Source organism: Stieleria neptunia (assembly GCF_007754155.1).
Taxonomy (GTDB): Bacteria; Planctomycetota; Planctomycetia; order Pirellulales; family Pirellulaceae; genus Stieleria; species Stieleria neptunia.
In genome coordinates this window covers 1,182,097-1,195,099 of the sequence record NZ_CP037423.1, presented here as the reverse complement: position 1 = coordinate 1,195,099, position 13,003 = coordinate 1,182,097, and the positions used below count along the sequence as shown (strand labels likewise).

The 13,003-nt window shown below is 58.3% G+C and carries 10 protein-coding genes; 7 read left to right on the top strand and 3 right to left on the bottom strand.

From position 1 onward, the window contains the following. Nucleotides 1-153: 153 nt before the first annotated feature. The 5 genes from Enr13x_RS04205 (at nt 154) to Enr13x_RS04185 (ending at nt 5,357) form a co-directional block, all read left to right on the top strand. A complete protein-coding gene (locus Enr13x_RS04205) occupies nt 154-399 on the top strand; it encodes a hypothetical protein (RefSeq protein WP_145384425.1) in 246 nt (81 codons plus the stop codon). Between the two features lie 92 nt (nt 400-491). Further along, on the top strand, nt 492-1,712 hold the full coding sequence (locus tag Enr13x_RS04200; protein ID WP_145384837.1) for a hypothetical protein: 1,221 nt from the start codon (nt 492-494) through the stop codon (nt 1,710-1,712). 394 nt (nt 1,713-2,106) lie between these two features. After that, nucleotides 2,107-2,811 (top strand): DUF4956 domain-containing protein, encoded by a 705-nt coding sequence (locus Enr13x_RS04195; protein ID WP_145384836.1) that lies wholly within the window; start codon nt 2,107-2,109, stop codon nt 2,809-2,811. Nucleotides 2,812-2,877: 66 nt separating this feature from the next. Continuing rightward, on the top strand, nt 2,878-4,821 hold the full coding sequence (locus Enr13x_RS04190; RefSeq protein ID WP_145384835.1) for a CotH kinase family protein: 1,944 nt from the start codon (nt 2,878-2,880) through the stop codon (nt 4,819-4,821). Between the two features lie 116 nt (nt 4,822-4,937). Further along, nucleotides 4,938-5,357: an SEC-C metal-binding domain-containing protein gene (locus tag Enr13x_RS04185; protein ID WP_145392096.1), complete on the top strand. Its 420-nt coding sequence runs from the start codon at nt 4,938-4,940 to the stop codon at nt 5,355-5,357. Between the two features lie 31 nt (nt 5,358-5,388). On the opposite strand, the gene Enr13x_RS04180 is transcribed toward Enr13x_RS04185, so the two are convergent. Further along, nucleotides 5,389-6,819, bottom strand: a complete 1,431-nt coding sequence (locus tag Enr13x_RS04180) for a sulfatase family protein (RefSeq protein ID WP_145392095.1) — start codon at nt 6,817-6,819, stop codon at nt 5,389-5,391. A gap of 372 nt (nt 6,820-7,191) precedes the next feature. After that, nucleotides 7,192-7,761: a hypothetical protein gene (locus Enr13x_RS04175; protein ID WP_145384834.1), complete on the bottom strand. Its 570-nt coding sequence runs from the start codon at nt 7,759-7,761 to the stop codon at nt 7,192-7,194. Nucleotides 7,762-8,120: 359 nt separating this feature from the next. Here Enr13x_RS04175 and Enr13x_RS04170 point away from each other — a divergent pair, with 359 nt between their 5' ends. Continuing rightward, a complete protein-coding gene (locus tag Enr13x_RS04170) occupies nt 8,121-9,719 on the top strand; it encodes a sulfatase family protein (RefSeq protein WP_145384833.1) in 1,599 nt (532 codons plus the stop codon). Nucleotides 9,720-9,735: 16 nt separating this feature from the next. After that, complete coding sequence (locus tag Enr13x_RS04165; RefSeq protein WP_197455770.1) at nt 9,736-12,000, top strand: FAD-dependent oxidoreductase; 2,265 nt, start codon at nt 9,736-9,738, stop codon at nt 11,998-12,000. A 185-nt stretch (nt 12,001-12,185) separates the two neighbouring features. Here Enr13x_RS04165 and Enr13x_RS04160 read toward each other — a convergent pair whose 3' ends face one another. After that, the gene (locus Enr13x_RS04160) at nt 12,186-12,959 is read right to left on the bottom strand and encodes a hypothetical protein (RefSeq protein WP_145384832.1); all 774 of its coding nucleotides are present in this window, start codon (nt 12,957-12,959) and stop codon (nt 12,186-12,188) included. Nucleotides 12,960-13,003: the final 44 nt, after the last annotated feature.

The window sequence follows — 13,003 nt, the reverse complement described above, 5'->3', positions numbered from 1 at the left end:
TGTCGGTGTGGCTCCTGCCACACGCGGTGCACGGTCAGGAGGCGGAGCCTGGGCTGCGCAAAACCGACCGGTTTTGTGTTGAAATTGCTATTTGAGAATTTGACGGAATTGGTTCTCTTATATGCAGTTTTTCCGCGTCATGGAGGTTCAGTCATGTCTCAAGCCACGATTGAGTATAAGTCACCTGTTTCCAAACTTCTTGGTTCGGCACGCCGTGGACGAGAGAAATGGAAGAACAACGCCATGCAATCCAAGCGGTTGATTAAGGAACTCAAGCAAAACCTCTGCAATGCGAGAGAGAGCCGCCAGCGATGGAGAGGCGAGGCAAGCCAACTGCGGCGGCGCGTCGCCGAGCTGCAGAGTGAATTAGAGCAGTTAAAAACGCGGAGCAGCCCCTGAAGAATCGCCCGACGCAGCCGTCGACTCAATTGCTGCCGCCGGCCCCCCAACATTCTTTTTCGTTGAGTCTCGTTGTACTCACGATTTCTTGGGTGCTCCAAGCAACCATCAGCTATCGAGCTTGTGAGAAAATTGCCCGCACGCTAGGCACCATCCATTCTGGATTGTCTCACGCCCCTACGGCAAACACGATTCAGAACTGGACGCTGCGACGGGGGCTGCATGAATTAACGCGTCCCAAAGAACAGGCCGACGATTGGATTCTCCTGGTCGACCACACGATCCAATTGGGAAACGAGAAATGTCTTTTGATCGTTGGGATTCGCCTTGAACATTGGCTCAATCTCGATCGGCCTATCCGACTGAGCGATCTCTCGGCCATCCTGATCGAGATTGTCCAGACATCCAACGGCAAGATTGTTGCCGAGCAACTGAAGAAAGCTGCTGACCGAGTCGGTCAGGTCAAGGCCATCATTTCCGACCAAGGTTCCGACTTGGTCAACGGAATCGCTGGTTTTCAACAGGAAAGCGAGTCGACGATCGCATTGACCGACATGTGTCACCGAACTGCGACGGCACTCAAACATGTCCTGCAGAAAGACCCTCAATGGGATTCGTTTCTCGGGCACTGTGGAAAGACACAACCGAAAGCCAAACAGACTGAGCTGGGATCGTTGTTGCCTCCCAAACTCAAGGTCAAGGCACGCTTCATGAATCTGCACAGTCTGATCGGGTGGGCAGAGCGGATGTTGCGTCTGCTTGACACCCCCCATGGAGAACGTCAGCAACAAGATCGACTTGGTCGCCTGGAAGAGAAATTCGCTTGGGTGCTTGACTATCGTGAATCGATCGCAGTCTGGGCACGTCTGATGCGGATGGTCGACAAGACGTTAGAGCACTCACGAACAGTCGGTTTTAACGCAGACTCGGCTGCTTCCCTGGCTGAAAAACTTTCGTGTGATGTAGGCGATTGGCAGAGCCAAGCGTTTCGCGACGAGATCGTCTCGGCGATCGAAGAGAATTCAAGCATTCTTGCCCCCGGGGAGAGGTTGCCGGCGAGCAGCGAAATCCTTGAATCCTTGATCGGTAAGGGCAAGCAGATGGGTCGACAACATTCTCGCAGCGGTTTCACCCGCAACGTCTTATCAATGGCTGCCAGCATCGCCGACGTCAGTGCGGAAGCCATTGAAACGAGCCTCGCCTCCGTTACCCACAAAACCCTATGCAATTGGGTGAAGGACAACCTCAGACAAACCATGACGATGTTCCGCCGCAGCGTACTACCGTCATCCCCAGGAACCGATACGGCCTAAATCTGCTATCCTTCTGAGTTGCAATTTTGCGCAGCCCAGGCGGAGCCTCCAAGGCAGTGTGTTCCCAGGCGGGAGCCTGGGAACAAGATGGAGACTCGTTCCAAGGCTCTGCCTTGGAACGCGATGTCGGTGTGGCTCCTGCCACACGCGGTGCACGGTCAGGAGGCGGAGCCGCCGAGACAGTGTGTTCCCAGGCGGGAGCCTGGGAACAAGTCTTGAGCCGTGGGATGTGGGTCGGAGTCGCGATCTTCATCTTTTCTTCAAAATTATTGGCCCGATCTCGAAATCGTTTTCGCATTGCCCTCCGTGAGACCCGAATGGGTCGCACACGCAACTCTTTTCCATCCAACCATCGTCGGTCGTGATCGACCGGCTCTCAACACTGAAACGGCCCATGGAGTTCCTGGAGATCCCTCTGTATGACGACGACGTTTTCAAGCTGCTGGTGCGGTTCGGAATCGATCTCGCCTTCTTGCTGCTGATCGTCGTGTTCGCGATCTACCCCAACCAGCGAGAACGGGAGTTCGCGTTCACGGCGGTGATGCTCAATGTGATCGTGTTCTTCATCTGCTTCACGATGAAAAAACTGGAACTCGATCTCGGTCTGGCGCTCGGATTGTTCGCCGTCTTCGGCGTGCTCCGCTACCGAACCGACGCGATTCGCCCCAAGGAGATGACGTACCTGTTCATCGTCATCGGCATCGGCGTCATCAACTCGCTGGCCAACAAGAAAACCAGTTATGCCGAGATCGCGTTGGTCAACTCGGTGATTTTCGCGACCACGATGCTCAAGGAGTGGATCGTCGGCAGGGTGCCGGCTGAGTCGCCTTCCAAAGCCGACGAGACCGCGAACGGCAATGGGAACAGCAACGGAAATGGCAACGGAAATGGCAACGGAAAGTCAGGCGGCGGCAAAAAAGCTCCCAAGTACACAATCGAGTATGACCGGCTGGAATGGCTGGGCGACTCGCATCGAGAAACCTTGTTGACCGATCTGCGGAATCGGATCGGCATGGACATCACGAAAGTCGAAGTCAAGTCGATCGATCTGCTGCAAAACAAAGCAACGTTAACGATTTGGACAGCGGCGGCGACTTAACGGTGAAACCCGGTTGGGCACGTTGCCCTGAACTGTATCTCTTCTCTGAACCCGAGACTCTGCACGATGAAACGACGCTTTCTACGCTTTACCCTGCTCACGGTCCTGGCCGGTTTGTCGGCCGCGGCGTTGGCCCAGCCGCCACAAGGCTTTGGCGGCCCGGGAGGCCCTGGAGATTTTGGTGCCGGCGGTCCAGGTGGCCCCGGCGGACCTGGCGGCCCCGGCGGACCCGGCGGACCAGGTGGCCCCGGCGGACAGCGCGAGGATCGAAAACTGGTCGAGCAATTCGACGAGGACGAAAACGGTTGGCTCAATCGCCAGGAGCGGGCCAAGGCGCGCGCCGCGGCGACAGAGCAGGTGGGCGATCAACGCGGAGGCTTCGGTGGTCCAGGTGGTGGACCGCCCGGCGGTGGGCGTCGCGGTCGCGGCAACCGCGAACCGGCCGAGCCCGGTCGTCGCGTCTCGGTTCACGAGGTCGAACAGTTTCCTGACGCCGGTCTGTACGACTCGACCGTGCTGCGTACGCTGTTTTTCGAGTTCGAGAATCAGGACTGGGAGAAGGAACTGGAGGACTTTCACGGCACCGACGTCGACGTTCCGGCTACGTTGACCGTTGATGGTAAAACCTATGCCAACGTCGGCATGCGTTTTCGTGGTCAGTCGTCCTACGGGATGGTCCCCAGTGGCTACAAACGGTCGTTCAACGTGTCGATCGACTTGGCGGACGAGGACCAGCGGCTCTACGGTTACAAAACCCTGAACCTGCTCAATAGCAATGGCGATCCCTCCTTCCTGAGTTCGGTGCTGTATTCACACATCGCCGGTCAGTATCTGCCGGTGCCCAAGGCGAACCATGTCCGCGTGGTGATCAATGGCGAAAGCTGGGGCGTGTACGTCAACGTGCAACAGTTCAACAAGGATTTCCTTGCCGAGCACTATGAATCGTCCAAGGGAACACGCTGGAAGGCGAGCGGAAGCCCCCGAGCCGATGCAGGCTTGCGTTACCTCGGTGACGACCTGGACGAGTACAAACAGCGTTTTGAAATGAAGTCCGACGACGGAAAGAAGGCTTGGAAGGCGCTGGCGGAGCTATGCAAAACGCTCAATGAAACACCGCTCGATGAATTGGAACGCGAACTCGCGCCGATGCTGGACATCGACGAAACGCTTCGCTTTTTGGCCTTGGATGTGGCCCTGGTCAACAGCGATGGCTATTGGACGCGATCGAGCGACTACAGCCTGTTTCTGGACAGCGACAAACAATTCCACGTGATCCCCCACGACATGAACGAAGCGTTTCAAGCCGGCGGCGGTCACGGTCCTGGAGGCCCCGGAGGTCCCGGAGGACGAGGCGGATTTGGTCCAGGAGGCCCCGAAGGCTCCGGGGGACGGGGCGGATTCGGACGGGGCGGATTCGGCCCGCCGCCGGGCGGCGGTTTTGGGCCGCCCCAAGGTGACGGTTTTGGGCCGCCGCAGGAAGACGGATTGCGGCCGCCGCCGGGTGGCGGTTTCGGCCTGGGCCGATCAGACGATGGCCCACCGAATCGCGATGCGGATGGAGAGCGTCGACGCGGTCGTGGTGGATTCGGCGGCCCGGGAGCTGGCGGCCCAGGTGGCCGTGGCGGACCAGGTGGCGGCGGCGGACCGGGCCATGGCGGCGTCGATCTCGATCCGCTGGTGGCCGTCGACAACCCGCGAATGCCGCTACACAGTCGGCTGCTGTCGGTGCCGAGTCTGCGGAGCAAGTATCTGCAGTATGTGCGTCAAATCGCAGAGCAATCGTTGGCGTGGAATGAAGTCGAACCCGTCATCGCTCAACACGCCAAGTTGATCAAGGAGGAAGTCGCCGCCGACACGCGAAAGCTGACCACGCTTGAGGCCTTCGAACAAGCGACTTCCTTGCAGGCCCCCGACGACAAGGGAAACCAACCGTCCCTGCGCAGCTTTTTCGAACAGCGGCAGAAATTCCTGCTGGAGTACGAAGCGCCCGGCGACGCCGAGCGTCGTTAGCGATCGAGCGAAATCGATGCCGAATGGTCGTGCAATCGTTAACATGAGTGGATAGATCTCGCGATCGGGCGTTCGTTTCCGATCGCGATGCCCCCCAAACACACGGAGGACTGACGATGGGAGCGATGGCCGATGCGATGGCTGCATACGCACAACCATTGATTGACGAGACCGACGGGTCACCAGAGCAGATGCAAATGGCGCTGAACGTCGCGATGGCCTGTTGGAACATCGGGAAACTTCCCGAGGACAAACGACAGTCAGCGATCAATTCGTTCGCTGACTCAATGGGGCTGGACGAAGCCGAATGTGAAGCGTTTCAGGATGATGTGCTGATGCCGATGATCAGTCGCCACGATGAAATGTTCGGCCAAGTGTTTCAGAGCAATGCGCCGGGGCGGTCAGATTGGGAATCCGGTTTGGAAGCCAAGCCGCCCAAGGCCCAGGCCCCAAAACCAGGTCGTTACGATCCCTGTCCCTGCAACAGCGGGAAAAAATACAAGTTTTGCTGCGAGCGCGCCGCACGAGCTCGCTAGCGCAGCGACACTTCCGGACTTACTGCTCATTCTATTTCGTGCCATGCTTGGGTCGAACGGGCACCGGCGGAGTCGTCGGCCGCGGGCCTTGCAGATCAAAGAACCGCATGTTCTCGCCGACATGGTTGTAGTCGCCAAGGTCCGACCGCATCGCGTCGGCGAGCGCAAGTAGATGCTTCACGACCGCGGGGTGGTCGTCCGCCACGTTCGTCGTTTCACCTGGATCATGGTCCAGGTCGACCAGAAACGGGCTCTCAAAACCGATCCGATCGGCCGGCGCAATGTGCGTATTCTTGCGGAACTCCACCGCACCGACCGGTTCGTTTTCACGCGGCAGATGCAGTTTCCATTTGCCCTGACGGACGGCCTGCAGGTGGACGCGCAGGTAGTAGAAAAACGCTTTGTCGGGGTTCGCTTTTTCAAATTCGCCGTGCAGCAAATGGCGAATGTCTTCGCCGTCGATGACGCGATCGGTGGGGAGTTCGGCACCGGCCAGGGCCGCAAGTGTGGGGAGAACGTCCAGCGTCGTGGCAATCGAATCGCACGTTTGCCCCGCCGGCACGTGACGATTTCCCCAAACAATACATGGCACTCGGACGCCGCCTTCAAAGGTCGACACTTTGCCGCTGCGTAATGGGCCCGCCGATCCGCCGTGGTCGCGGGGAAGATGCCCGTCGGCATGGTTTTTGTTCTTGATCAACCAGGGACCGTTGTCGCTGGTGAAGAAGACGTAGGTGTTGTCTTTCAGGCCCATGTCTTTGACGGCATCGAGCAGTCGGCCGACGTTGAAATCGATCTCCTCGATCACGTCGCCGTACAGACCTCGTTTGCTCTTGCCCTTGAATTGGGGCGTTGCGTCCAAACGGGTGTGCGGCATCGTGTGCGGGATATAGGCAAAGAATGGTCGCTCCTTGTTCTTTCGCATGAACGCGATCGCTTCGTCGGTGTATCGCCGGGTCAGCGTCGCCATCTCCGTCTTCGGTTCGATCAGTTCTTCATTGCGATACAAGTTGACGATCCTGTCGTTGCTTGTCGGCGTCCCGAAGAAAGAATCAAAGCCCTGTCGCGTGGGGAACAGGTCCATATAGAATCCCTGCTGAGCATGCTTGGCGAGATCCCATTTCCCGAAACAGGCGGTCGCGTAGCCTTTCGTTTTAAGAAGTTCCGCGATGGTGATTTCGTCGCTGTGAAGAATCGGGTGAACCTGTTTCGTGTTACCGCGTTCGGCGACACGCATCGGATAACAACCGGTCATCAACGCCGCCCGCGACGGCCCGCAAATCGGTTGCGCATAGAAACTGGTGAACTTCACGCCTTCGGCAGCCATCGCATCCAACCGCGGCGTGCGAATGTCGGGCGATCCGAAACAACCCGCATCGGCATAGCCCTGGTCGTCGGTGAAGAGGATCACGAAGTTGGGCGGGCGATCCTCAGCCAGCGCCACCGAGGGGCCGAAACACATCCAACAGATTGTCGCAAGACAGATGATCTTCAGTGGCATGGATCGCTTTCCTCGTTTCCTTCGTCAGGCCATGTGGTTCTAAACCTCCCCAGTTGGCAGGTATTGCAATCGGTATCTTAACTCAACTCCACGGCTACGTAGGGCATGCTGTGCATGCCGATGGGCCGTCAGGCAGACCCTGGGCTGCGCGGAATTGATTGTTGCGGCCGGTTCGAATCTGAGGCGGAAACGGTTCCGCAGCATTTGTCCAACGGGCATCAGCAACATAGCCTGGGGTCAGGGAACCAGCACAGCGGAGTGACCGCCCCCCCAGGAAAGAAAGCCAAACCAACGCCCCCCCCTTCGATCGAGGAGGTATTTCGGTGGCGCGGATTATTCTGCAGCCGGGCTGTCCAGCTTTTCGAGCGAATGCTTGATCGCACCGAGTAGCTTTTTTGAAGCATTGACGGAGAAACGATAACGATGCGTTTTTTCCTTGAGTTTGTTTTCCAGATGCACGACTCGGGTCTCATCGTCTTCGGCAGCGGTCAGGGACCAGATTGCGCCTTCGAGCGACGTCTCGATCTGCACTCCCTCCGGCTTCTCGCCGGGTTTCGATTCCACGGCATCGGTGAACGCTTTGATGAGCGTTCGGGTTTGTGCTTCGTTGAGCAACAACATCCCGCCTCCGGGAGGTTGTGTTTCTCCCGCTTTCAGTGGCAGCATGAGGGAGAGTTGCACCGCCGGATCCAGCCCCGGGTAATTCGTGGCATTGACGTGGGTGTATCCGGTACGTGATGACTGGGCATGGACAAAGGGAGAGGGATCGCCGATCCAGGATCGGTCTCCAATCACAACCGATGGAAGACTCGGATCAAAGGTGTCGTCTTCGGCACTCCAGTCATCGGCTAGCAGCAGACCGGCCGTGAGCAAGAACAATAATGAGCAAAGCGAGCGGGCCATTCTGCACCTCTTCTTCAGTTGAGTTTGCACGGCGTTGCGGCCGCGCCGTCCGAGTCCTCTCAGGATAGACAGCCTGATGGGTTTCTCCAAGCCACTCCTTCATTGTCCCCACCCTACGGCCTTCTATCCGCATAGCCTGCCAATTCGGCTCCTGACCCTTTTTCTGGTCGGCAACATTCCATCGAGCAGCTGGACTACAATCCCTTGCCCCGAAGTCCTTCCCAAACATCCTGCCCCCAAAATCCCCTGCATCGGTCATCGCGTCTCGCTCCACTCCAGCCTGCACCGCATCAGGCGATGGACGCCGAATCCATCCATCGAAACGATGCGCCCGCTGGCCGAGACGCTTCGAAATCAGCATGAGCGAATTATCCTTCCCCATCACCTGTTCGGCTGCGATGTTGTTGGCCGTAGCGCGACTGGCACTCGTGCCGGCAATTTGCACCGCACAGGTCCAAGCGACACAGGCCAAAGCGACACAGGCTCAAACCGGGCGGCCCCACGTCGTGGTCCTGCTTGCCGACGACATGGGTTGGGGCGATCCGCAATGCTACCAGGGCGACTCGAAGATCCCGACGCCGAACCTGGATCGGCTTGCCGCCGCCGGCATCCGTTTCCGTGACGCGCACACGCCGTCGTCGGTTTGCACGCCGACACGCTACACGCTGCTGACGGGACGCTACTGTTGGCGGACGTCGCTGAAAAAAGGCGTGCTCGACGGTTTTGCTCCGCCCTTGATTCAGTCCGGCGAAGACACCCTGGCCTCGATGCTCAAGCGTCGCGGCTATCGGACCGCTTGTATCGGCAAGTGGCACTTGGGGATGCAGTGGCACGACAAAGACGGCAACCCGGTTGAGCGGCGTGGGGTCGGCGTTCGCTTTCGTCCCGGAGACGGAATCGATTTTCGGCGTGACGTTACCGGCGGTCCGATGGATGTGGGGTTCGATTCCTTTTTCGGCATCTCCGCTTCGCTGGACATGGCGCCCTATGTCTACATCCGGGATCGCCGCGTCGAAACCTTGCCCACCGAAAGACACCAAGAACTCGACGGCACAATCTTTCTCAACGGCGTTTCCGGCGTGAAATCACCGGGGTTTGACATTCATGGTGTGCTGCCCCGCTTGGGTGACGAGGCCGTGAACGTGATTCAGTCGCATGCCAGTCGCGATCAACCGCTGTTTCTCTACATGCCACTCAATTCACCCCACCTGCCCATCGCACCCTCGAACAGCGCGAAAGGCAAAAGTCACGCCGGTGACTATGGTGATTTTGTTTGGCAAACCGATCAGGTCGTCGGCCGCGTCCTCGATGCGCTCGATACCGCCGGTATGACAGACAATACATTGGTTGTATTCACCAGCGACAACGGCGGCCTCTGGCATTGGTGGGATTTCCGAGCCGACGACGATGGTGGGAAAGCACCGATCACGCCTCGTGGTCAATACGTGAAAGACTTCTCCCATCAGAGCAATGCCCATTGGCGCGGCACCAAGGCCGACATCTACGAAGGCGGGCATCGGGTTCCGTTCATCGTCCGCTGGCCGGCACGTGTCAAAGCCGGACAGGTAAGCGACGAACTTGTCGAACTGACCGACATCTTTGCGACCGTGTCCGAGATCACCAACAGCGACCCCCGCGGTGAGTCCGGAATGGACAGTTTTTCCTTTCTTCCGGTGCTGGAAGGTAATCAGAAACCCACTCGCCCGTTCGCGGTTCATCATTCGGTCTCGGGGATTTTTGCGCTCAGGCAGGGGAACTGGAAACTGATCGAGGGGCGCGGCAGCGGCGGATTTACCCGTCCCAAGCACGCCCGAAACTTCAGCGACAACGTCCCCGGCCAACTGTACGATCTGGACGCGGATCCCGGTGAGCAGAAAAACCAGTGGCTCAACGAATCCGAAACGGTGCGGTCGATGAAGGTGACACTGGAACGCATCCGCACACGTCGAAACGGATGATCGCAGCGAGACCGTGATGAGCCGAAGCCAAGTCAATCACATGCCAATGATCCATCCATCAACGACCTCAATCTGCATTGCAATCCTGCTTGCCTTTTCATCGATTGCCCATGCGATCGAGGCCGAGGTCTGCGTTTACGGAGGCACATCGGGCGGCGTCGTCGCCGCGGTTCAGGCGGCGCGGATGGGAAAACGCACCGTGCTGGTGGAACCCGGGCGACACCTCGGCGGGATGACGTCTGGCGGGTTGAGTGCCGTCGATATCGGTGACCCCCGCAGCGTCGGCGGACTGACCCGCGAGTACTTCACGCGGCTGGTGGCGACGTATGGCAAGGAATTGAACTGGGGCCAGGCTTTCAAGGGAAACGGCGGTCCGGCAACCGGCGGGGCGTATTCGATCGAACCCCATGTCGCCGAGCGGATTTTTGACCAGATGGTGACCGAAGCCGGTGTCGTCGTGCTCCGCGAAGCACGTTTGAAATCGGTGCGCAAAGACGACGCCCGCATCATAGAACTGGTCACCGAGGACGGCCGCAGGATTCGCGCCGACATGTTTCTTGACACGACCTATGAAGGCGACTTGATGGCGGCAGCCGGTGTTTCCTATACGCTGACTCGCGAAGCCAATGCTCAATACGGCGAACAGTACAACGGCATTCACTACACGGCGAAATACACGCCCCGCACCGGGCACGAGCAACCGGGGGCGAACGGCCGCGTCCCCGGCGGCCAGGGTGTTTGGGATCGAGACTTCCCCCTCGACCCCTACGTCATCAAGGGAGACCCTTCCAGTGGGCTGCTGCCGCTGGTCAACGACGGTCAGCCCGGCCATCACGGCGACGCGGCTCCCGGGATCATGGCGTATTGTTTTCGTCTCTGTTTGACCACCGACCAAACCAACAGCAGGCCCATCGAAGCGCCGGACGACTACGATCCGAAACGCTACGAGTTGGTCGCTCGATTTATCGAGGCCTGTCTGGCCAACGGCGACGAGATGGACCTCCGCTGGTTCAACAAGCACGACCCGCTGCCGAACGACAAATGGGATTTCAACACCGCTACCTTCGGCGGGAATCTGCCGGGCGCCAGTTGGGAATGGCCCGAAGCGACGTACGATCGGCGCGAGCAGATCGCCAGGGAGATCGAGAACTACCATCGCGGCCTGTTCCATTTTCTGTCCACCGACCCCCGTGTTCCGCAGAAAGTACGTGACGAGGCAAGTCGATTCGGGCTGCCGAAAGACGAGTTCACCGACCACGGCGGTTGGCCGCACCAGTTGTACATTCGAGAAGGCCGCCGCATGATCAGCGATCTCGTCCTGACCGAACACCACACCTTCGGCCGACAGATTGCGCCCAAGTGCATCGGTCTCGGTTCGTACGGCACCGACGTTCACGAAATCCGACGCATCGTCAAAGACGGTGTGGTGGCGCGGGAGGGGAAAGTTGCCGGGGGACGCGGCGGGTTCGGTCCGTACAACATCGGTTACGACGCGATCGTGCCGAAGCCGTCCGAGTGTCAGAACTTGTTCGTCACGTTTGCCCTTTCCGCCAGCCACACGGCCTTTGCCAGTATTCGCATGGAACCGGTGTTGATGGTGACCAGCCAGTCCGCCGCCACCGCCGCATGCCATGCGATCGACGCGAACGTTCCGGTGCAGCAGGTCGACTACGCCAGGCTGCGGACGCGACTGATCGCCGACGGACAGGTGCTGCAGTGGAAGCACGGCACGAAGCAGCCGCCACGGGCATCGGTGAACGCCGCCGATTTGCCCGGCATCGCGATGGATGACGACGAAGCGGAGTTCACCGGCCAGTGGGTTCGAAGCTCCGGCCTGCCATCATGGATCGGTTCCTCCTATCACCACGATGCAAACTCCGGGCGCGGCAAAAAAACGATGACGTTCAAGCCGACCCTCCCCGCCGCCGGCCGCTACGAAGTGCGACTGCTCTACACTGCCGATGCCAACCGTTGCTCCACGACCAAGGTGACGATTCACTCAGGCGACGGAGTGAACGTCGTCTCGGTCAATCAACAAGCCCCGGCGATCGTCGACAACGTCCCTCCAGCGCTGGGCGTCTTTCACTTTGACAAGGGTTCGTCCGGGGCCGTAGTCATTTCGAACGACGGCGCCGACGGTTATGTTTCCGTCGACGGACTTCAACTTGTCCCGACCGAAATCGCGCGCGATGAGCGTGCCGGCAGACGATCGTCGGGGTATCTCTCCCCGCAGGCCGAATCACAGGAAGAGTCGCGGCTGAGCCCCAACAGTCAAAAGTAGTGAACTCCCAATGGTGCCCCCAACCGCCGCGAAAGTAGAAAACCGCTTCGCCATCAATCGTCAAAGTCAAAAAACGTAGGGAAGAGTGAGCGGTCGGTTCTGTTTCGTTGGTGTCTAGGCTTTGGCCAAACAGACAAGCGGTTGGTTGATGGTTTACCGAGTGGCTCGTTCCCGGCTTAACTCGCTTAGGATGGATTCCGATTTAGCAGTATCTTTGCCGATTCAGAAAGCGGCTCCCGGCCGAGCCATCTTCTTGCAAGCTCGTCCTTGTTCCTGAAGAGGACCAGAGTAGGGTCCTTTGGTAGACGAATACCTGGTAACCAATGAAACAGATGGTCTATGTCAGACGATGAAATTGCGTATCGATAGCTTACAACCACAGCTGGAATTCCCAAACCCTTACTATCTCCTAATTTCACCTGATGAAGCTCAGCTTTGTGCATTTGTGTCGCTGGATGACTTTCGGGAATGAATAGAAGAAAAAACAACGTCCCCGCTTCCTCCCGCGCATTCAGCTCCGTTAAGTTGCAGGGCGAGAACATCAGATTGGACGATACATCAACCGAGTTACTATTTCTTTCGTCGATTGGTGAACGCGAACTGCACGCTGACATGGAGAAGACAGCAAGGGCCATGGCACCAAAGGCGAGAGTATTTTCCACTGATTTTAGATACACACCAGCTCCTTTGACGTAGTCACAACCACCTGGGCCAGGTCTCACACGATTGACGCAGACCTTTGTTGCTCCAGAACTATCGTAGTCAATTTGCTCTGAGTACGTGATTTCCTTTTCGCGATCCCCAATGCACTTGCCTGATTGCAATTTGTCAAAAATGCACGGAATTGACGCGAGTGGATCGTCAGAATCACCACCGCATCTCCCGACAAAAGACGTCGTTGTAGGTGGGGCTGGTCGACGCGGTTGCTGAGGTGTAGTCCACGACGGCTTGATGGCCATTTTGCACATCGATGCTGACCGTCGTGCCATTCGTAAAAGACGGC